We start from the raw sequence: 22447 nt of genomic DNA on the forward strand, positions 1-22447 counted from the left end.
TTCAGGCAAAATACAAGCCTAAATTATAACAAAAAAGATTCCAGCTATCATTTTTTGATAACTGGAATCTCTTTTTTACTTCTCCAGGCTAGTTATGTCCCAGCCCCTTTATTTATGGTAGGATTTACTAATCTCGATCTTCTTTGTTCGTTTCTTTATTACTTCTTCTGTTGCTACGAAGAATATACCCATTAGAAAGATAAACACTGCCCCCATGATTGTGCCAATGCCAATGCCGGTAACCACACTGTATCCGCTTACGAAAAATCCATATGCAAATAGTGCAATTCCAATGAATAATACAGTTGCCCCTACGTACTTAACGGCATTTAGCATTTTTTCATTTATTTCCATCTCGCTCATCCTCCTTATACTTATATTATTCACCTTGTTCACAAAGTTGTCAAATACTTTATGAAAAATTGTTAAAAAGTATAATTGACAAAACAGGTATTTTTTCCATACACTATAGCCAAACAATCAAATGATTATTTGAATGAGGTGTTCTTAATGGTTACAGAAAAACGTGTAAATTCCACTAATGATACATGTGAAACGTTTTGTTTTGATGAGGATAAGGTAAATCGAATGCAGCCAAAAATAAATAAAGTAGAAGGCGTGGAGCAGATTTTTAAAGCACTTGCTGATGCAACACGTTTAAAAATTGCGTATGCACTTACACTAGAAAAAGAATTATGTGTTTGTGATGTTGCTCATATCATAGGCTGTACTAAGGCAACAGCCTCTCATCATTTAAGGCTATTACGGAATATGGGATTAGCAAAATATCGGAAAGAAGGAAAGTTGGTTTTTTATTCGTTGGAGGATGAACATATTCATCAATTAGTAACAATTGCTACTGTGCATGCAAAAGAAGGTGTTGGAAGTGGAGAATAAACAGGTCTATCGTTTAGAAGGCTTATCCTGCACGAATTGTGCCGCAAAGTTCGAAAAGAATATTCGTGCTATTGATAGTGTAGATGATGTGCAGCTTAATTTTGGTGCATCCAAAATTACGGTACAAGGAGCAGCTTCTATTGCGCAATTAGAAAAAGCAGGGGCGTTCGATGGGATTAAATTATACCCAGAGCGACAACGAACGAAACCCAAACGGCCGTTCTGGAAAAAACGTGACAATATAGCCTCTATGCTTTCTCTGCTTTTTACAATTATCGGATATACACTGTTCTTCCAGCTAGGAGAAAACAACCCTTTAACTGTTGGAATGTTCGCTGTAGCGATTTTAACCGGTGGTTATCATTTATTCATAATTGGATTTAAAAATCTTGTCAAGCTGCAATTTGATATGAAGACATTAATGACAGTCGCTATTATTGGTGCAGCCATAATTGGGGAGTGGGCAGAAGGTGCCGTTGTTGTCTTTCTTTTCGCTTTAAGTGAAGCGCTAGAAGGATATTCAATGGATAAAGCAAGGAAATCCATTCAATCACTAATGGATATTGCTCCTAACCGTGCTACTATTAAACGTGGAGGCTCCTTGATTGAAATAGATGTTGAGGATGTGCAGATTGGTGATATTATGGTTATTAAACCAGGACAAAAGATTGCTATGGATGGGGAAGTAGTATCGGGAGAATCATCCATTAATCAAGCTGCTATAACGGGTGAATCGATACCCGTATATAAATCAGTTGGAGAGGAAGTATTCGCAGGTACATTAAATGAAGAAGGGTCGCTGGAAATTCGCGTAACAAAATTTGCAGAAGATACAACAATTGCCAAGATTATTCATTTGGTGGAGGAGGCACAAGCAGAGCGTGCTCCGTCCCAACAGTTTGTTGACCGATTTGCGAGGTATTACACTCCAGTAATTCTTATTATTGCATTGCTAATTGCTATTGTACCTCCATTATTATTTGGAGGGGTATGGTCAGAATGGATATACAGTGGTTTAGCAGTCCTTGTTGTAGGTTGTCCATGTGCATTAGTTATATCAACACCAGTAGCAATTGTAACAGCAATCGGTAATGCAGCCCGTAAAGGTGTTTTAATAAAAGGCGGTATTCATCTAGAAGAGGCCGGTAAACTCCAAGTAATTGCTTTTGATAAGACTGGTACACTTACAGAAGGGAAACCTGTCGTAACAGAAGTAGTATCAATTGGAGCCATGACTGATGGTGATGTGCTTGCATTTGCAGCGGCGATTGAATCATATTCGCAGCATCCGCTTGCTTCAGCGATTATACGTAAGGCGAAGGAAGAAAGGGTAGAAACATGGGATGCAACTGATTTTCGATCGTTTACTGGAAAAGGGGCAAGAGCAGTAGTCCAAGGTAAGCAATATATAATAGGTAGTCCAGCTTTATTTAAAGATATGATAAAGCTACCAGTTGAGACAGAACAAAAAATCCAACAACTCCAATCAGAAGGAAGAACAGTTATGCTACTTGGAACACCAGCGAGGATTGAAGGATTAATCGCTGTTGCCGACCAAATACGAAAAGACAGTCCTTCCATCATTGAAAGACTTGTTCAATTAGGCAAGTGTACGGTAATGCTAACAGGTGATAATCAAGCTACCGGAAAAGCTATTGCTCAACAAATTGGTATAACAGAGACAAAAGCAGAACTTATGCCTCAAGATAAACTAGTAGCGATTAAGCAGGTTCGTGAGCAATATGGAAGTGTTGCAATGGTAGGTGATGGTGTTAATGACGCTCCCGCATTAGCAGCAGCTAATATCGGTATTGCTATGGGCGGGGCAGGAACAGATACAGCATTGGAAACAGCAGATATTGCGTTGATGTCGGATGATTTAGATAAGCTTCCCTATACAATGGCGTTAAGCAAAAAAACGTTGAAGATAATTAAACAAAATATAATCTTCGCTTTCGTTTTAAAATTAGTTGCATTGCTTTTAGTTATTCCAGGCTGGTTGACTCTGTGGATTGCGATATTTGCGGATATGGGAGCGACGCTTATTGTTGTGTTAAATTCATTACGGTTAATGAATGCAAAATAATAAATCCATCTATATGATTTCTTGAGTTGTTCAAGTTTAAATGATCGGTAATTTTTATTGCGATGACATTCAAAAATTCTATTGACAACACCTTATAATCGGCGTAGATTATAACATATCTATTATGATTTATATTAGGTGGAAAATTAATATATCCTAATGCCTTTTATTCGCTGAATCCTTTGAGCGGGGGAACCATTTTTGATAGGATAAATTCCTGTCTTGGGGTGAATCTTACTAGTTAAGAAGGGATACTCTCAGTCCCTAATCCGACAGCTAACCTCGTAAGCGTTTTGTTAAATCTGGGGAGAAAGGTCCAAGGGTCATCCTTTAGACCATTCTGTTTGTAATGGTCTTTTTTTCGTTGATAACGTATTGTATGTTCAAACAGCGATGATAAATAGAATCTATGTTGTATATGCTTTGTGCTTCTTCAGCACTTATGAAGTAACAAACTGATTTAATCAAGCTTTGAACATCCTTTTGAGGTGACAGCGAATGGGTTTTACATAAAGGATATAGAGAAAGAAGGATGAATGTTGAAAAGGAAACAATTTGCAGTCATTGGTCTAGGGAGATTTGGCAGCAACGTATGCAAAGAATTATATCAATTAGGACATGAGGTATTAGCTATTGATGCAAATGAGTCTATTGTCGATTCGCTTAAGGAATTTTCTTCTCATGCTGCAGTGGCTAACGCAACAGATGAAAGAACGTTAAAATCACTTGGTCTTCGAAATTTTGATTTTGCGATTGTAGCCATAGGCGAGCATATTCAACCAAGCATTTTATGTACATTGTTATTGAAGGAAATGGGGATTAAGCAGGTGTGGGTTAAAGCGCAAAATATACAACATTTTAAAGTATTAGAAAAGATTGGAGCAGACCGTATTATACAGCCTGAAAAAGAGATGGCCATGCGGATTGCTCACCAACTTGATTCTGAAAAAATAATTGATTATATTGAACTGTCGAAGGAATATAGTATTGTGGAATTAGTAGCTACTAAAAAAATTAGTAATAATACACTTGTACAGCTTGATGTCAGGAAAAAATATGGCTGCACAATTTTAGCAGTAAAGCGAAGAGATGAAGTAAATATATCACCACTACCAAACGATTTCATATATCAAGGTGATATATTGGTTGTAATGGGACATAAGAATGATATTAAACGATTTGAAAATAGAGGTATGTAGAAGATGAGGAAAATCATTTCGTTACATCCGCTGCGAGGTAGTATTATTCATTTAAGTCCACCGCAAATTCTGGCGTTGGGATTCTTGGTATTTATCATCATTGGCACGGTACTTTTAAAAACGCCAATAGCAACTGAAGTTCCGATATCCTGGTTAGATGCCTTGTTTACTGCTACATCAGCTATTACTGTGACAGGTTTAGTCGTTGTGGATACCGGAAATGCTTTTACCATTTTTGGAGAGCTGGTTATTATGACGCTCATGCAAATTGGTGGCTTAGGATTAATGACATTTTCTGTTTTAATATTAATGATGCTTCGAAAAAAAGTCGGACTTCATCAACGAAAGCTAACACAGGAATCATTAAGCTTAAATGAAACATCGCTAGGAGGACTGCTTCGATTAGTGAAGCTATTATTTATATTTTCTATCTCTATTGAGGCTATCGCCTTTCTCTTGCTAACGATTCGTTGGGTTCCAGAATTCGGCTGGGAGCAAGGTTTACATCAAAGCCTTTTTCATAGCATATCCGCCTTTAATAATGCAGGTTTTTCTTTATGGTCTGATAGTCTTTCTTCATTTGTGGGGGACCCTATTATTAATGTTGTTATAACAGGACTATTTATCACAGGAGGACTTGGATTTACGGTGCTAGTGGATATATGGGATAAGAAGGGTTTTCAGAAATTATCCTTACATTCGAAGCTAATGATTGTTGGAACATTGATCATCAATATCGTAGCATTATTTACTTTATTTGTGTTAGAGTATTCCAACCCAGCTACAATTGGTAATCTACCGTTAATGGATAAGCTATGGGGATCTTATTTTCAAGCAGTTACTCCAAGAACGGCAGGTTTTAATTCACTGGATATTGCTGAAATGACTGTACCATCTATTTTAGTGTTAATGATGCTCATGTTTATTGGAGCTGGTAGTGGTTCAACAGGCAGTGGTATTAAGGTAACCACCTTTATCGTAATGATTTTAGCAACGTTGTCCTACTTAAGAGGTAAGAATGAGACAACGGCTTTTGATCGAACCATTAAGCCACATGTTATTTTACGTGCTTTATCGATAATGATTATTAGTATATTAGTAATCTTTGTTGCTGTTTTTATATTAAGCATTACGGAGAAAGCACCGTTCCTAGTAATTGTATTTGAAGTCATTTCCGCTTTTGGTACGGTAGGTTTGTCGATGGGGTTGACAGGTGATTTAACATCATTTGGAAAATGTGTCATTATCATAATGATGTTTATTGGTCGAATCGGACCATTAACGCTGGCATTTGTATTCGCTAGACAAAGAAAGAAATCATCCATTCGTTACCCAGCAGAAGATGTGTTTACCGGCTAAGCTTATTATGAGAGTTAGAAAATCAAAATCCTTTTCTATTTAGTAACCAAGGTTTTTCTTGAATTGAAGAGAACGCTACTCACTTTTTGTGAAAGGAAAATGAAAGGACAGGAATTTGTAAGTCATTCATTTTCTTAACGTGAAGTATTTACAAAGCCTCTATAATTCAGTAAGATAATAGAAATATTTTATGTAAAGGCAATGATGAGAAGAGTAGATGGATAAGAGCTTAAACAGAGACCTTTCGCTTAGCTGAAAACGAAGGAGTATCGAGTCCATTGAAACAAGGCTCCGAGCTGCGCATGGGAATTTCCTATTTTTTTATTATAGGAAAGGATCGTGTGACGGGATCTCCCGTTATAGGGATAGGGTATAAGCATGCTATGTTGTTTAGCTGCCGTACTTGATAAGATTTCTGTGGCGACACAGGAATAAAATGGGGTGGCACCGCGATTTTGGATTCCAAATCTCGCCCCCAAGATGACTGTCTTGGGAGGTGAGATTTTTTATTTACATCAGAGTTTAGTTACAGTGCCTGTATTTTAGAAGTTCTTTAAAGTTTTAAGCTAGCGGAGGCACTGCCACTTTTTTTGTTTTAAATAAAACTGGGGGGATTCAAAATGGTGGTTGCGTTGCGTGAATGGAGGAATCCTTTATTACTATTGTTAGGTATAGGTATATCGAATCTTGGTGGCTGGATATATTTAATTGCACTTAATTTAATTGTGCTTGAATGGACAGGTTCACCATTGGCCGTTTCAATTCTATATATGCTAAAACCGATTGCTTCTATTTTTTCAAGTTTTTGGGCAGGTAGTTATATTGATCGTCTGAACAAACGGAAGCTAATGATTAATTTAGATATATGTAGAGGGATATTGATTTTAATACTTCCCTTTATATCCAAGCTCTGGATTATGTATGGAATCGTTTTTGTCATTAATATTGCAGATTCTATTTTCGGTCATACATCAATGGTTTACTTTACGAAGTTAATTCCTAAAAAGAATCGACAACGCTTTAATGCATTAAAAAATTTTACCTCGTCTTGTGGATTTTTACTTGGACCGTCGATAGCTGGATTGCTATTTCTGCTGGGTTCACCTTTTTTAGCTATTCATTTAAATGGTGTTTTTCTTCTACTATCAGCAGTAATCTTATTAATATTACCTAATGTTGATGCGAAAAATAACTCAGAGGTAGCTAGTGTATCATGGCAAATGATTAAATCAGATTGGAAAACAGTTGTGACTTTTAGTAAGACATCGATGTACATTGTTACTGTTTATTTGCTGTTTAGTGGGGTTACTGTTTTGATGACTGCTATTGACTCATTAGAAGCTGCTTTGGCGACAGATGCGTTGTCTTTTAGTGAGAGTGAATATGGTTTACTTGTAAGTATAGCTGGTGTCGGATTTATTATTGGTTCAATCGTGAATAGTGTAATAGCAAACTGGGTGAAAAATTATTATTTAATAGGTTTAGGAGTTTTGGTCACTGCCATCGGTTATCTTATCTTTGCTTTTTCAACTAATTATGGTATGGCTGCTATAGGTTTTTTCGTCATCATGTTTGCACTATCTTTTGCTAACACAGGTTTCATGACCTTTTATCAAAATAATGTACCAGTTGATTTAATGGGTAGATTTAGTAGTATATTTGGTATAGTAGAAGCTTTTTTTATTATTTTTTTGACAGGAGCTTTTGGTTTGATAGCAGAGTTAATTGCAATTCGACCAGTGATGATAACTGGATCTATCGTTTTATTAGTACTTGGGTTAATAATTTGCTCTGTTGTTTTAAAATCCTCAAAAAGACAATTTTATAAGCTAGATAAGGATGCAATTAGTTAGTTTAAAGAAATGAAATGAAATTTTAGAATCTCCACATAAATTCCATATGAATTACACAACAGTTCCATATGTTCCTTTTACTATAGAAGAAAGAATTGGTTGATAAATAAGGAGTATGGTAATGGAGAAACAAATGAAGTTCGTTTTTGATACAACAGATTATTATCGATTTATCCGGTTATTAAGAGAAATTACGCCATATCAGCTTAAAGTCGATAAAGCAAACGGTAATGAAGAAGTCTTGAATATCTCGGAAAGAATCATCTATTATCGGTTAAAGAAGGAACTGGATGATTATTATCAACAATTAGATAAGGCTTGGTTTAACTAATAACAATATAACAAATAAGATTCAGCTGTTTATCTGCTGAATCTTATTTTACATATGGTAATTTTATTTAATAGGTACGTGATTCTTTAGTTGGCGGGAGAAAGCTCATCCTCAGTTACCCATTTATGGTTTTTAACTTCTTCACCACTTGTGTTAGATATATAATCAACCATGTATACAGTTGTATCTTTAGCTGAATCGATGGTGGCAGTAGCTCCATCCATTCCTTTCATATGAGAAGCTTCTACTTTTACTTCTGATCCAGATTCCAGCCGCTTAGCTCCAGGGTTCATTAGCTCCTCATGTATCACCCATTTATGGTTCTCTACTTTTTTTCCGCCATTAGTCGGGGTATAGGTGATGGTATATACAGTAGTATCATATGCACCAGAAATGGTTGCTTCAGCACCTTTCATTCCTTCCATATGATCTGTTTCAATTATTGCTTTGCTGCCAACCTCATATGTTGGGTTTTTTGCTGTTTGTAAGCCTTTTGGTACGTATTCAGAGCTAGAATGTTCCATTTGATCGTGATCACTTAATCCGGATTCCGTTTCTGGATCCGCGTTTTCAGTAGGACTATCGTTATTTTCCTGTGTACTTCCACATGCTGATAGTGTCATTGCTACAATAAATATACCAATTGCCAATCCCCATTTCCGCTTGTTCATGAGACTACCCCCTTCTTGTTAGTGATATGTCTCTATTAATTTACCCAGTAAATTTGCAGATTTTTTGCAGTTTATATGACATATTATATACAAAAAATGTAAAATATTAGCTGCATAGCTCGTCTGCACAGAAAATCAATAATTTTTTAATACACTGAATAGAAGTGTTTAATATATGGGGGAGGTAATATAATGAAAAAATTTATAGATTATAATAAGTATACAGAGACTGTATTACAGATACAGCTATTACCGATTTTGAAAGGCGGTTAATATGGTTAATAAGCTTTCTCTAAAAATAGGTATGCTTTTCTTTTTCGTTATTTTAATAATAGAAGGCTTGCTCTATTTTATTCTCTACATGAATTTAGCCAGTGAGCGTATTGAAGAAATAATCAATAATTTACTTGCACGAGGTAATACACATAGTGAAGTGTTAGAGGACAACTTTGAGGCAACAACGCTTGAACACGTTGGGTTAATGGAATCTGCATCTGAGTTTGTCGTTATCATTACTGATGAAGCAGGAAAGATTCTAGTTCATTCAGATCCAGTTCAGTCGGAAATGACAGAGGTTATTGAGCGTACGAACTATGATTCCATACCTTCAGAAGGTGTTGTCATTGAAGACAGATGGAAGGATAGACAGTTTATTGCTACGGATAGTCCCATCACGATAAATAAAGAGCATCGCGGGCATGTTTTTATGTTCGCTCATACCAATCAAGTCAAGCGGGTCTTAGATCATTTAAGTAATCAATTTTTATTTATTGGTATCATTACGGTGGTTTTAACGATTATTACCATTTTTATTCTTTCTCGATTTATTACACTGCCATTGATGAAAATAAAGCGTGCTACAGAACAGCTAAGTGAAGGGAATCATTTTATTGGATTACATACAGAAAGAAGGGATGAACTGGGTGAATTAGCACAGGCGATCACAAGCTTATCCAATGATTTAGACCGGTTGAAGAATGAAAGAAATGAATTCCTAGCAAGCATCTCTCATGAATTACGGACACCACTAACGTATATGAAAGGGTATGCGGATATAGTTTATAGTCAGGCGTTAACAGATGCAGATTTAAAAGAATATATTAGTATTATTCGTGAAGAGACGGAAAACCTATCTATTTTAATCAAACATTTATTTGAATTAGCGAAAATGGATCAACATTCTTTTCCTATAAGGCGTGAGAAAGTCTTTTTAAAGCAGCTTGTAACATCTATTGTCGACTTCATAACACCTGTGCTAGAGAAAAAAGATGTCGCGCTGTTTGTACGTTGTCCCAATCATATTTCATGCTACATAGATCCAAATTGCTTTCAGCAAGTTCTATTAAATATTTTAGATAATGCCAACAAGTATTCGGTAAAAGGTGGGGAAATTAAACTAGAAGTAAAGGACAGTGATAGGTATATTGAGATTATCGTTCGTGATCAAGGTGAAGGCATACCGAAAACGGATTTGCCTTATGTGTTTGATCGCTTATATCGTGTTGAAAAATCCCGTTCTCGAAAAAATGGTGGTAGTGGATTAGGTCTTGCCATTGCCAAAGAAATTGTTGAGGCTCATGATGGTATCATCCAAATATACAGTGAACAAGACGTTGGAACAAAGGTAATCATTAAAGTACCAAAGGGTGAGGTTATTGAAGAATGTACTTTTAATAGATGATGAACAAAGGATGTTGGATTTATTAGCGTTGTACTTGAAGCCACACAAATATATCTGTACAAAGGCGCAAGATGCTACAAAGGCACTAGAGCATTTAGAAAAAGAAAATTTTGATATTATTCTGTTGGACATCATGATGCCTGAGGTAGATGGTTGGGAGCTTTGCCAATCTATCAGAAAATTTTCTGATATACCGATTATCATGATAACTGCACGAGATCAGCAAGAGGATATTGTTAGAGGGCTTCGTTTAGGAGCTGATGATTATGTAACAAAGCCCTTTAATGCACAGGAGTTATTAGCTAGAATAGAAGCGTTATTACGTCGTACAGTACCAAAAAATGTAATAGAGGTTGATGGTCTACGCTGGGAAGAGGAACGGTTTGAATTAAGCTATGGTAATCAGGTGATTAAGCTGACGCCCAAAGAATTTTTTATGATTGGTCACTTAATGAAACACCCTAATAAGGTATTTACACGGGAGCAATTTATTGAATTAATTTGGGGTTATCATTCCGATACGGAAGGAAGGACCGTTGATTCTCATGTGCGCAATATGCGTGAAAAAATAAGACAGGCTGGGTTTTCCATAGATGACTATTTGCAGACTGTTTGGGGGGTAGGTTATAAATGGGTGGTTCAAGATTAAGTAGATGTAAATAGGAGTTGGACTAAGCATATAACTTTGAAGTGATAAATGAGCGAAGTAGGAGACTGAGACAAAAGAATTAATTATCGTCCGTTTTTTGATTAGAATCATTCATTTAGCACCTGATATAAGCACGTGTCCGAAGATCCACTTGGTAACGTGTTTTTCTTTACCAAGTTAGCTGAGGCCGTGCCGCGGAAAGCGCGTATATTTTCACGGTGCAGCGATAATACTCCTATTGATTAATTCGTATTTTGAGTAAAGAAGTTGTGTTTTGTCCCAGCCTCTTGTCTTTAAATTAGCATTCTTCTTTAAGCTGATTTACAAGCATCCGCACATGCAAAGCATGCATCTGCACATTTCTGACAATGATCGTGTGCATGCTTTTTGCATTCGTTTCCACAGGCTTCGCAAATTTCTGCACAGACAGAGGTTAACGCAGCAGAAAATGGTGTCCCTCTGCAGATTGCTTGCTCCAGATAGCTGCAAATATCTGCGCATTCTCGATCTAAACGTATACAGTTGGTCATCATTTTGATATCTTCCTCCTGCAAGCAGGCGTCATAGCAATGATTGCATGCTGTCATGCATTCATGTAATGCGCGAATAAGCTCCTGATGCTGTTCATGCCCCATTATTTTTACCTCCTAAAGATGAAATTAGAGAATGGATCGCAGTAAATTCTCTAGCTAAGTTCATCATGTTATTTCATCACTAACACTTACGTTGCCCAACTTCTTATATAATAAACAAATTCCTTTCAAGGATTTGTTATTTTGATAAACTGTAGAAAAGGAAATTGATGAATAGAGGAGAGAGGTTCCGATGAGTTACCAATGGTTAGATTGGGCAAGAAGATTACAATCTCTATCCCAAGCTGGTTTAACTTTCACGAAGGATATATATGATCGAGAGCGCTATGAAGAGCTACAGCAAATAAGTAAAGAAATAATAGAGAGTTATTCGGAAATAGAGATGCAGCAATTATCGAACTTATTTGCATATGAAAAAGGATATCAAACACCTAAACTTGATGTGAGGGGTGCAGTATTTAAAGAAGAAAAAATATTAATGGTTAGAGAAAAAATGGATGATAAATGGTCACTGCCTGGAGGCTTTTGCGAAGTGGGGTTATCACCTAATGAGAACATTGTGAAGGAAATATGGGAAGAATCAGGGTATCATGTCGTGCCAACAAAATTGCTTGCGTTGTTAGATATGAATAAGCACTCTCATCCGCCACAACCCTATCACTATTATAAACTATTTATTCGTTGTGAAATTGTTGGTGGAGAGGAGAGTACTGGTATTGAAACGAAAGGGATAGACTTTTTCGCAGAGGATCAGCTGCCAGTTCTTTCTGTCGGTCGAAATACCGTAGATCAAGTTAAAACCCTATTTGAATTTAGTCGTAATCCTACAAAACAAGCGATAGTAGAGTAGGTAGTTAAAATCATGTCTCTGCATCAAAGCAGGAAAAATTAGTACAGCTATCGAAATAGGATTGTATAGAAAGGAAAATTGATGTACTTACAATACTTATTTCATGAGCCAATTCAATATATTACTAAATTAACGCCTAGCTACGAAGATCAGGCAAGTGATGTTTCGTTTGTGCAAACGAAGCGTCAGGCAGTGGTTGTACGTATTACGAGAATGGTAGATGAGCAGAGTAATGATTTTGGGTGGAAATGTAAAAGAATATTTGGGATTGATCCAAGAAACGTATTTTCCTTAGAACGTATAAATAATACATTAAATAATCTAACTTCCTGACCAAGGGTTGTTCATAAGGAGAAATCGTTTAATAGAGAATTCGTAGTCGTAGAGAAGCTGGAAGGGAAAACGCTTGAATCGTTTGTTGAACGACCTCCTGCTGTGCTACAAGGTCTTGGAAAAAGATTGGCAAAAATTTATTAGTATCAGCAATTTTTGTTCCAATGCAATTTTTAGCTGTTAAGAATGGTATAACAGGTTTAATTCGTACAGAGGCTTATGCCTATTGCACCAAGAGATTTAGACTTTATTGGATTGGAATACGTTCTAGATAATTCTTCTGCATTAAGTTTAGGAAGGGTTATGAGTCGATATGGGAGCTTCCTGATTTAAAGCATGTAGACGGTTATCCCACATATAATTGGCAGTAAGCCCCACTTCAAGCAATAAAGTGAAACCAATATGGATAAGTGGGGGATCGACTACCAGTAAATGTCCGATTGGTTCAAAGGCTTTAGGTCATACCCTTGTGGTACGAACAAGCAGTTGAGGACAGCAAAACCCCCACTGATTGAAGTTTCAATGTATCGTTAGCTATATTGATTATTAGCGGTACAAGGTGACATGGATGTGAAGGTATGACTAGATTATAAGGTGCTATTTTAAGGGAGGAAGACGAAGATGAATCCTATTTTGATTGTCGGTGCAGGTCCAACAGGACTTGTATTGGCTTTAAGTATGACTAAGTTTGGGGTTCCAATTAAAATTATTGACAAAGCAGATGGACCAGGTACTTCTTCTAGGGCAATGGCCGTGATGCCTAGAACGTTAGAGTTTTACAATCAGCTTGGCATTTCCGGTGCAATCATTAATGAAAGTATTAAAATAAAGGAAATGCAGCTACATGTGGATGGGAAAAAAAGAGCTCGTATGCATGTTGGTAGTTTAGGAACAGGGTTAAGCCCATTTACATCTCCATACAGTTTTCCGCAGGATGAGCATGAAAAACTACTTCTTGAAAAACTAAACGAATTTGGTATAACTGTCGACTGGAACACAGAGCTTCTTTCTTTTCAAGAAGATCAAAAATGTGTAAAAGCAAAAATGCTTCAGGCTGGTCATGCTTTGGAAGAAGAATTTGCTTATATCTGTGGTTGTGACGGTGCTGGAAGTGCAGTTCGGCATCAAATCAACGCAGATTTTCCTGGGGGAACTTACGAACAGCTATTTTACGTCATGGATATTAAAGCTACAGGTAGACCGATAGACTCGCAACGAATATCGCTTTGTTTTAGAGGAGAGGAATTTGTTGTACTTTTACCTGTTCGTAGTAAGAATACAACGAGGGCGATTGGTATATTTCCAAAACAGCTTGTTAATAGTCGTGACGATGTTGATAAGCTAGTATCCTTCATGGAAGAGGCTTATCAGTTGGACATAAAACAGGTTAATTGGTTTTCTACATATAACGTTCATCATAGGGTCGCTAGTCATTTTACTAAGGGTAGAGCATTTCTTGTCGGTGATGCTGCACATATTCACTCTCCTGCTGGTGGTCAGGGAATGAATACTGGAATTGGCGATGCGGTTAATCTCGGCTGGAAGCTTGCTTCTGTCGTACACGGAAAGGCGAAGGAAGAGTTACTTCATTCGTATGAAGTAGAGCGGAGGGCTTTTGCCGAACGCTTGGTAAATACCACGGATCGTGCTTTTACAAGTGTGGTTTCTGGCAGTTTTATCAATCGATTATTACGAAAACAAATTGTCCCAAGGCTTATACCCCTTGTAGATCATTCCATGCGTATTAAAGAGCAGCTATTTAAAATTATTTCACAAACGCAAATTGAATACACTCAAAGTCCACTAAGTAGTGGCAAGTATATGGGGGTAGAGTCAGGACAACGGCTTCCATTTACTGGAGATAACTATCAAACATTACAAACCATGGATTGGCAGGTTCACGTATACGGGTCAGCTTCTGCTCAATTATTGAATTTTTGTAAGAAGCGTGGATTACCTCTTCATACTTTTAGTTTTGATTCAATTGCGGAGCAAAAAGGATTACAGAAAGAAGCGATGTATTTGCTTCGTCCGGATGGTCATATTGGTCTCGTTCATTCCTATCAGGATATACAACGATTACAGGAATACCTTGATAACTGGGGTATTACTCCGTTCCATGCCAAGCAGTAACAAAAGATAATTTGAAACATGGTTATCCCGCTTTTTTAGCGGGATTATTTTTATGGTTTTACAATTACTATAGGGGGGTATAGTATATTTGTATTGGAAATAATAACTAAGCAAATGATAAGAGTGAGGAGGGTATTTTATGAAACAAAAACATCAACACCATAATCATGAGCATCATCATACACATGTAGATCGAGAAAGCAATCAAGATAAGCACATGCACAAGCATCATCATGAAGAGCACAGCCATCACGGTCATCATGACCACGGTGACATGGTAAATGATTTTAAGAAACGATTTTTTATATCATTGATTATCACTATTCCAATTCTAGTGTTATCTCCAATGATTCAGGGATTTATTGGTGTGAATTGGCGATTTCCATCTGATCAATATATTCTATTTGCGCTAGCAACAGTTATTTTCTTCTATGGCGGTTGGCCGTTTATCACAGGTGGCATCCGTGAATTAAAAGATCGTAATCCTGGAATGATGATGCTTATTGGCTTAGCCATTTTAGTTGCTTACGGGTATAGCTCTCTAACGGTCTTTGGTTGGGAAGGTAAAGACTTCTTTTGGGAGTTAGCAACATTAATTGATATCATGCTACTTGGTCATTGGGTAGAAATGCGTTCGGTGATGGGCGCGTCCAATGCTCTTGAGCAATTAGTCAAGTTAATGCCTAATGAAGCACATAAACTAGATGAAAATGATGAAATAGAAGATGTACCATTGTCTGAATTGGCAAGTCGTGATCGTGTACTTGTTAAGCCTGGAGAAAAGATACCCGTAGACGGTACCATCCTTGATGGAAAATCTGCAGTAGATGAATCCATGCTTACTGGTGAGTCAGTACCCGTTGAAAAAGTAAAAGGTGACGAAGTAATAGGTGGTTCTGTAAATAAAGAAGGGTCGCTAACTATTCAAGTGGAGAAGACGGGAGAAGCGTCATTTTTATCTCAAGTTGTTACGATGGTGAAAGAAGCGCAGGAATCAAAATCGAAAACGCAGGATCTCACTAATCGAGCTGCCAAATGGTTATTTTATCTTGCCTTATTTGCAGGGTTAGCTACATTAGTTATTTGGCTGCTGCTTGGGTACTCTTATGATATAGCCATTGAGCGAATGGTTACGGTTATGGTTATTACTTGTCCACATGCTTTAGGGCTAGCTGCACCTTTAGTCGTTGCAGTTTCAACATCCATCTCTGCAAAAAAGGGGCTACTCATTCGTAATCGAGCTAACTTTGAAGGTGCAAGGAATTTAAATGCGGTTGTCTTTGATAAGACTGGTACGTTAACCAAGGGAGAATTTGGCGTTACAGATATTATTGCAGATAAAGGGTATCAAAAAGATGAGGTACTTGCTTATGCTGCGAGTGTTGAGCAGAATTCAGAGCATCCAATTGCAGCCGGAATTATTGGAGCAGCCAAAGATAAAGCTATCTCATTAAACAAGGTAAATGATTTTGAATCGATTACTGGCAAAGGGATTCAGGGAAAAGTAGATGGCAAAACGATTAACGTTGTCAGTCCCAAATATGTACTTGATAATTATCTAACATTTGATCGGAAGCTGTTTAGTAAAATGTCGGAAGAAGGTAAGACCGTAGTATTTGTGCTGGTTGAAGAGGAATTAATCGGTATGATTGCGCTTGCTGATATGGTAAGGGATACAGCAAAAGAGGCGGTTAGATCGTTGAAGAAACAGGGTATTCATTCTATTATGCTAACTGGAGATAATCAGAAGGTGGCAGATTGGGTTGCTAAACAATTAGGAATAGAAGAGGTTTATGCTGAAGTATTGCCAGATGATAAAGCGAATCAAGTGAAAAAAATTAAGGAAAAGGGTTGGAAAGTTGCTATGACTGGAGATGGTGTCAACGATGCACCTGCATTAGCAACTGCGGATTTAGGAATTGCAATTGGTGCAGGAACAGACGTAGCTATGGAGACTGCTGATGTTGTTCTTGTAAAAAGTAATCCAAATGATGTGGTAGAACTAATGGATTTATCACGGAAAACGTACCGAAAAATGGTGCAAAATCTATGGTGGGCAACAGGTTATAATATATTTTCTATTCCGCTAGCTGCTGGCGTGCTCGCGCCGATTGGAATTGTTCTTAGTCCAGCGGTTGGTGCAGTGCTAATGAGTTTAAGTACTATAATCGTAGCAATTAATGCGAAATTATTAAAAGCATAAATGTAATAAAGCGGCTTAAGGTTCCTCCCAAGCTGAGGGATAAAAAAACTAGTATATATAAAGCCTAGTAATCATGTTATTCTTTCATCGTAAAAGGAAATAGCAGAGGGATGACTCGTGTTGTATTTTCGCAGGAGTCACCCCTTATGCCTCTACGTTATTAACGTGTTTTCCATAGGATGAGAATCATCACCATTTCAAAAAAATGAACGATAAAGGTTCGAACGACTTTCTGGAAATAACTTCGTATCTTCCGATTCATATCGTTTGGAGCTTCGTTCACTCGCACCCTTTTGAGTAATGTTAATATATAATGATCCGTAATACCGTTTCATAGGAATGTGTTCCCCATCGAAAAGTGTTTTCCAAATTAAGCTCCTAATATAGTATCGACAATACCGTATTCTTTTGCTTCCTTAGCGCTCATGAAGAAATCACGTTCTGTATCTTGTGCTATTTTTTCATATGGCTGGCCGGAACGATCGGCAATTAATTGATTGATTTCTCGCCGTTGCTTAATAATGCGATTAGCATAGATATTCATATCACTGGCTTGGCCCTTCATCCCACCGTGCGGTTGGTGTATCATAACCTCTGAGTGAGGGAGTGCAATTCTTTTCCCTTTTGTTCCTCCTATAAGTAGCACGGCGCCAAAAGATGCTGCCATACCTGTACAAATAGTTTGAACATCAGGTTTAATATGGTTCATCGTATCTAAAATCGAAAAACCGGCTGATACAGAACCGCCTGGGCTGTTAATGTACATTGAAATATCTTTTTTTGGATCTTGAGATGCTAAAAATAGTAATTGTGCAGTTACTGCGTTAGCGAGTGTATCATCAATTTCAGAACCGATAAATACAATACGATCTTTTAATAACCGTGAATAAATATCATAGCTCCGTTCTCCGTGATCTGATTGTTCTACAACATAAGGAATTGGTACGTTCATACGTTAACACCTGCCTTTATCGTTTAAGAGGAGTAATTGAATGAGGTAAAGGCTGTTCCTTATTCAGAAATATGTTAAGCAGCCATTTTACTTTCCATGGTATTTGGTGTATGTTGTCGTTGAGCATATAAGGCGCGAACAGAAGCATTATCTGTCAGTAAGTTTGCTAGTAGTTGAACATCATCGTTTTGTAATGCATAGGTGTATAATTGGATACGTAGCACCTGATCTTCATCTATTGGTGAATCAAAATCTAAACTTTTTCGAACCTCATCCTTTACTTTTTGTCGTGCTCGAAAAAGATTTGCCTTAACGGCTCCAATGCTTACATTTGTCAATTGAGCAATTTCTTTGAGGCTGCATTTACAAACATCTGCGAGTAAGAAAAAGATTTGTTGGTTTATAGTCAATTTGGATACTAACTGATTTAATAGATGCACAAGATTTTGCGAAAGTATATCACTTGTCGAATCGGCAATTTGTTTTTCGTAATACTCGTATGGGATTATTGGTAGCTTTTTTTTACGTAGCTCATCAATCCATGTGTTTCTGGCAATTGTAGAAAAATAAGCTTTTTTTAGTGATGTAGGTTGATGTTTCTTCCAATTCACATAGGATTTTACCCAAGTTGTTTGCATGAGATCTTCTGCATCATGGGTGTTCTGTGTGAAGTGCAAACAAGCCTTCCAAATAGAAGCTACACACTTATTCCAAGCTTGTTGAAAATCGTTATCCATGGAAAACACTCCTTTTTCAATCTCCCCTTTCACATGTATTAACGAAAAAACGGCATAAAAGGATACGGATAGTTTAAAAAAATAAAAAAAAGAATACTATCTATGTAGTATTACAATGAATAGGATAATATGGGGAAATACGTAATTCAAAAACACCTGTTGCATCTATGAATAGAACATGATATGCTTAACAGGCTATGCAAAAAAATAATTTATACAATATTTTTATCCAATTATATTATATCAATTATTTTTTGTGAAGTCAACACAAATGAGTAAAATAGTTGAATGGGGTTGGTTAAATGAGTTCGAAACATGGTGATTGGGTGGTTGAGCAACAAAGAGTAGAAAAGGTGATGGAAGAAATTTATAAAAAGGAAGAAAAACTACTTTCAAAGACTTCGGAATTGAAAGATAGTGTTATCGACCTTCGTAAAACATTTTGGGACGATGTGACAGTTAACTTGGATGAACCAGATGATGTAATTGAAACAGAAGCTAGCATCAAACAACAAGCTGAGCTATTAGCTCAAAAGGAAAAAATTCATGGAAGCATGGCTAAAGAACTTCAAACGCTAAAACAATTAAAAAATAGCCCATATTTTGGAAGAATTGACTTTAAAGAAGATGATGAAAAGACAGCAGAACAGCTATATATTGGTATTTCCTCTCTTATGGACAGAGAGGAGAAAGATTTCTTAATCTATGATTGGCGCGCACCCATATCAAGCCTATATTATGATTACACCTTAGGTAAAGCTGCCTATCAAACGTTGGATGGTATGGTGATGGGGAATATATCATTAAAAAGGCAATTTATTATACGAAATGGTGAAATAAAGGGAATGTTCGATACCGGATTGACTATTGGAGATCAGCTGCTTCAGGAGGCGTTGGGAAATAATGCTAGCTCTACAATGAAAAGTATAGTTGCTACTATACAGAAAGAACAAAATAAAATTATTCGCAATGAAAAGAGCAAGCTTTTACTTGTACAGGGAGTAGCTGGAAGTGGTAAAACATCAGCAGCGCTACAGCGTATTGCATACTTAATGTATCGTTATCGTAGTGAATTAACCCCTGAGAATGTGGTTTTATTTTCACCTAATCCACTATTTACGAGCTATATAAATAATGTGCTTCCTGAACTAGGAGAAACTAATGTGAAGCAATTAACTTTTTTTGATTATTTACAAGATAAGGTTGGGGAGGCAATGAGTATTGAATCTCCTTTTGCACAAATGGAATATTTGCTCACTTATCAAGAAGATGCTAACCGTCATTTTCGATTAAACAATATTAAATATAAATCAACAATAGCATATAAGCATCTACTTGACACATATATAGCTGACCTTCATGCGGAAGGAGTACAATTTAAAAATATTTCATTTCGTAAACGTATTTTAATACCGAAGGAGAAGGTGAAGGAATATTTCTATACGATGGATCCAAATATATCCTTGCCAAATCGAATAGAGTTAACCGTTAAGTGGCTATTGAAAGAGCTTTATCAATTTCAAAGAGAAGAACTGAATAAAGATTGGGTTGAAGAGAAAATAGGACTGCTAGATAAAGCCGCATATGTGAAAGCGTATTATGAAGCTCAGGAGCAGGATGGGGATAGTGCAGTTGATGAAGAGTTAATATTAAGGAAGGTTGTAGTAGCCAAGATGTTCGATTCATTAAAAAGGCAAATAAAGCAGTTAGCCTTCGTAAACGTTTTAGCTACTTATAAGAGGTTCTACACGTGCTGGGAGTCAGATGAGCTACCAGAAGACTGGACGTCATTTTCCTCCCAAACGGCAAGTAATTTATCAAAAACCTTTTTGAATTGGGAGGATGCTGCTCCATACGCTTACTTCAAAAGTCAACTCCTTGGTGATGAGACAGACCGTGCTGTTCGCCATTTATTCGTGGATGAAGCACAGGACCTTTCCGAGTTTCAATTTGCTTATATAAAGCATATGTTCCCTTATACGAGGATGACTTTATTAGGGGATATCAATCAAGCAATTAATGTCCATACATCAAGGGATAATCCGCTACAAGCAATGGGCGAGGATAATACTGAACGGATAACATTAACAAAAAGTTATCGTTCTACCAAGCAGATTGTTGAATTTACAACGTGTTTTGCTCCAGGAAAAGAAGTAATTGAACCATTTGAAAGGCAAGGAAATAAACCTAAGCTGCTGTATCTTAACAAGACAGAAAAAGAGGTCCTACTTACCTCAGTAAATGAACTTTTAAAAATTGGGTACGAAACGATTGCTTTTATTTGTAAAACAAAAAATGAATGTGTGGCTATCTATAACTTACTCAGCCCATCTATTTCTGTTACTCGAGTGGATGAGGAGACATATTCCTTTAAGAAAGGAATACTTATTATACCTGTTTATCTAGCGAAGGGGATTGAATTTGATGCGGTTATTATCCCAGATGCATCAACGAATCACTATACGGAATCAGACCGAACAGTATTTTACACAGCCTGTACACGTGCGATGCATGAGCTAGTTATGGTAACAGCGGCTGAGCCGTGTTTGTTTATCCATGAAGCTAAAACGGATACGTATGTAGTGGCCAATGGATAAGAGTTGTTGCCTTAGTCTAAAAGATAAAAAATGAAGATACTCCGAACTGCAATCCGAGGAATACGAAATTTTCCCCACATATAACTGGCAGTAAGCCCCCCACATCAAGCAATATAGTGAAATCAATATTGGTAAGTATGCCATCAACTGCCAGTAAATGTCCGGTTGGTTCTAGGGCTTTTAGGTCATATCCTTGTGGTACTACCAATTAGTGGGGGGTAAACAAAATTCACTAATTGAAGTTTCTATTTAAAGAGGTGGAAAGATTTTTTCTTAATAAAGGAGCTAAAACGCTTGCTTTTTTTCTGAAAATAGTATAAGTTTCATATATGCAACATTATTAGTTGTATAAAATATTTGTTTCTTAGGTTAATTAATTTGTCTTAGAGACAAATTAATGATTGGTAGTTCAGGTATTTCAAATTGCTCTTCCGGGGTGGTAGCCGGAAGAGCGCCCCCTTTGCCGCAATTTATTAGAAAAAGGAGCAAATTTGAGATGTTCAGGCTTATGCGTGAATCACTGCAATGGAGTAGTAATATTAGCTTTTTAACATTTGGAATGGCTTTTTTGTTTGCGTTGATTTCAACATTATTTCAAGAAGGTTCAGGATTATTTCTTAGTCTACTCATTGTGTTTGTCTTTATTATGATAGGAATTATTGGCGATACGATTGGCTTAGCTGCAGCAACTTCACAAGAGAATCATTTTCATGCTATGGCTGCTAAGAAAGTCAAGGGAGCAAAGGAAGCAGCATTTATTGCAAAGAAAGCCCCTTTATTTTCAAGTCTTTTTAATGATGTTGTCGGTGATATTTCAGGAATCGTTAGTGGGGCAGCTTCTACGGCTGTCGTATTCCAACTGGCTAAACTGGTTCAAACTTCCGAAGGTTCCATATGGTTTATTATTATATCTGTTGTATTAACAAGTATTATCGCTGCTTTTACAGTAGGGGGAAAGGCAATTTGTAAAACGCTTGCGATCTATCATTCTACGAATATTATTTTATATACAGGTAAAATGATGTATTACTTAAAAGCCTGTACACGTATATTTGCAATTTGGAAAAAGGAGAATCGTTCAGTACATATGCAAAGACGTTAAGCTGACGTGTTGCTTCGCGGAAGGTGAAGATTCTATATTGCTTTTCGCTCCTTGAATAAAAAGAACGGGAAAAGTATCTCAACGGACTGCGGATGAAAGGGTATAAACCTTCATCCTTTTTTATAAGTTAAGAAAGTATAAAATCAGTGCAATGACTGCGTTAAGCCAAGTAGTTATTTTGAAATGTTTGATGTATATTGGCAATGCTCCGACTAATTACT

Annotated in this window: 19 protein-coding genes and 1 riboswitch; of the genes, 14 read left to right on the forward strand and 5 right to left on the reverse strand. The window is 36.9% G+C overall.

The features are described from left to right. Positions 1–108 precede the first annotated feature (108 nt). Positions 109–354, reverse strand: a complete 246-nt coding sequence (locus ABDZ84_RS00005; RefSeq protein ID WP_026680066.1) for a hypothetical protein — start codon at positions 352–354, stop codon at positions 109–111. 156 nt (positions 355–510) lie between these two features. Between ABDZ84_RS00005 and ABDZ84_RS00010 the strand changes: the two genes are divergently transcribed. From ABDZ84_RS00010 to ABDZ84_RS00035, 6 genes are all read left to right on the forward strand, one after another. Beyond that, on the forward strand, positions 511–897 hold the full coding sequence (locus ABDZ84_RS00010; RefSeq protein WP_121604379.1) for an ArsR/SmtB family transcription factor: 387 nt from the start codon (positions 511–513) through the stop codon (positions 895–897). Further along, positions 866–2983 carry a heavy metal translocating P-type ATPase gene (locus ABDZ84_RS00015; RefSeq protein ID WP_343779168.1) on the forward strand — a complete coding sequence of 706 codons (2118 nt, stop codon included), beginning with the start codon at positions 866–868 and terminating at the stop codon, positions 2981–2983. Before ABDZ84_RS00010 ends, ABDZ84_RS00015 begins: the two co-directional genes overlap by 32 nt. A 161-nt stretch (positions 2984–3144) precedes the next feature. Then, positions 3145–3289, forward strand: a riboswitch (cyclic di-AMP (ydaO/yuaA leader). Between the two features lie 230 nt (positions 3290–3519). Further along, positions 3520–4182 carry a potassium channel family protein gene (locus ABDZ84_RS00020; protein ID WP_343779171.1) on the forward strand — a complete coding sequence of 221 codons (663 nt, stop codon included), beginning with the start codon at positions 3520–3522 and terminating at the stop codon, positions 4180–4182. A 3-nt stretch (positions 4183–4185) separates the two neighbouring features. Beyond that, the gene (locus ABDZ84_RS00025; protein ID WP_034678525.1) at positions 4186–5541 is read left to right on the forward strand and encodes a TrkH family potassium uptake protein; all 1356 of its coding nucleotides are present in this window, start codon (positions 4186–4188) and stop codon (positions 5539–5541) included. Between the two features lie 620 nt (positions 5542–6161). Then, entirely contained in the window at positions 6162–7394 is a 1233-nt protein-coding gene (locus ABDZ84_RS00030; protein WP_343779175.1) for an MFS transporter, read from the forward strand. A 121-nt stretch (positions 7395–7515) separates the two neighbouring features. Next, on the forward strand, positions 7516–7725 hold the full coding sequence (locus ABDZ84_RS00035; protein WP_026680072.1) for a hypothetical protein: 210 nt from the start codon (positions 7516–7518) through the stop codon (positions 7723–7725). An 86-nt stretch (positions 7726–7811) separates the two neighbouring features. Here the strand turns inward: ABDZ84_RS00035 and ABDZ84_RS00040 are convergent, their stop codons facing one another. Beyond that, the gene (locus ABDZ84_RS00040) at positions 7812–8396 is read right to left on the reverse strand and encodes a YdhK family protein (protein WP_205389460.1); all 585 of its coding nucleotides are present in this window, start codon (positions 8394–8396) and stop codon (positions 7812–7814) included. 274 nt (positions 8397–8670) lie between these two features. On the opposite strand from ABDZ84_RS00040, the gene ABDZ84_RS00045 reads away from it, so the two are divergent. Together ABDZ84_RS00045 and ABDZ84_RS00050 are read left to right on the forward strand one after the other, a co-directional pair. Beyond that, a complete protein-coding gene (locus ABDZ84_RS00045; RefSeq protein WP_343779182.1) occupies positions 8671–10077 on the forward strand; it encodes a HAMP domain-containing sensor histidine kinase in 1407 nt (468 codons plus the stop codon). Beyond that, positions 10052–10726: a response regulator transcription factor gene (locus ABDZ84_RS00050; protein ID WP_026680075.1), complete on the forward strand. Its 675-nt coding sequence runs from the start codon at positions 10052–10054 to the stop codon at positions 10724–10726. The genes ABDZ84_RS00045 and ABDZ84_RS00050 overlap by 26 nt, the downstream gene beginning before the upstream one ends. 311 nt (positions 10727–11037) lie before the next feature. Here the strand turns inward: ABDZ84_RS00050 and ABDZ84_RS00055 are convergent, their stop codons facing one another. Continuing rightward, positions 11038–11361 carry a four-helix bundle copper-binding protein gene (locus tag ABDZ84_RS00055; protein ID WP_343779185.1) on the reverse strand — a complete coding sequence of 108 codons (324 nt, stop codon included), beginning with the start codon at positions 11359–11361 and terminating at the stop codon, positions 11038–11040. 190 nt (positions 11362–11551) lie between these two features. On the opposite strand from ABDZ84_RS00055, the gene ABDZ84_RS00060 reads away from it, so the two are divergent. The 4 genes from ABDZ84_RS00060 to ABDZ84_RS00075 all read left to right on the forward strand — a co-directional run bounded on the left by ABDZ84_RS00060 (position 11552) and on the right by ABDZ84_RS00075 (position 16838). Further along, entirely contained in the window at positions 11552–12169 is a 618-nt protein-coding gene (locus tag ABDZ84_RS00060) for an NUDIX hydrolase (protein ID WP_026683053.1), read from the forward strand. 81 nt (positions 12170–12250) lie between these two features. Continuing rightward, a complete protein-coding gene (locus ABDZ84_RS00065; protein ID WP_026683054.1) occupies positions 12251–12502 on the forward strand; it encodes a hypothetical protein in 252 nt (83 codons plus the stop codon). Positions 12503–13123: 621 nt separating this feature from the next. Continuing rightward, positions 13124–14635: an FAD-dependent monooxygenase gene (locus ABDZ84_RS00070; RefSeq protein ID WP_026683055.1), complete on the forward strand. Its 1512-nt coding sequence runs from the start codon at positions 13124–13126 to the stop codon at positions 14633–14635. Between the two features lie 139 nt (positions 14636–14774). Next, a complete protein-coding gene (locus tag ABDZ84_RS00075; RefSeq protein WP_425542055.1) occupies positions 14775–16838 on the forward strand; it encodes a heavy metal translocating P-type ATPase in 2064 nt (687 codons plus the stop codon). A 370-nt stretch (positions 16839–17208) separates the two neighbouring features. On the opposite strand, the gene ABDZ84_RS00080 is transcribed toward ABDZ84_RS00075, so the two are convergent. After that, positions 17209–17790, reverse strand: coding sequence for an ATP-dependent Clp protease proteolytic subunit (locus ABDZ84_RS00080; RefSeq protein ID WP_026683057.1), 582 nt, complete (start codon positions 17788–17790; stop codon positions 17209–17211). Between the two features lie 74 nt (positions 17791–17864). Next, positions 17865–18527: an RNA polymerase sigma factor gene (locus ABDZ84_RS00085; RefSeq protein WP_343779192.1), complete on the reverse strand. Its 663-nt coding sequence runs from the start codon at positions 18525–18527 to the stop codon at positions 17865–17867. A gap of 302 nt (positions 18528–18829) precedes the next feature. On the opposite strand from ABDZ84_RS00085, the gene helD reads away from it, so the two are divergent. Both helD and ABDZ84_RS00095 read left to right on the forward strand, forming a co-directional pair. Next, positions 18830–21124 carry an RNA polymerase recycling motor HelD gene (gene helD, locus ABDZ84_RS00090; protein WP_343779195.1) on the forward strand — a complete coding sequence of 765 codons (2295 nt, stop codon included), beginning with the start codon at positions 18830–18832 and terminating at the stop codon, positions 21122–21124. A gap of 496 nt (positions 21125–21620) precedes the next feature. Then, the gene (locus tag ABDZ84_RS00095) at positions 21621–22226 is read left to right on the forward strand and encodes a hypothetical protein (protein WP_205389464.1); all 606 of its coding nucleotides are present in this window, start codon (positions 21621–21623) and stop codon (positions 22224–22226) included. Positions 22227–22447: the final 221 nt, after the last annotated feature.

The sequence above is a fragment of the Virgibacillus salarius genome (assembly GCF_039521925.1).
Lineage (GTDB): Bacteria > Bacillota > Bacilli > Bacillales > Amphibacillaceae > Virgibacillus > Virgibacillus salarius.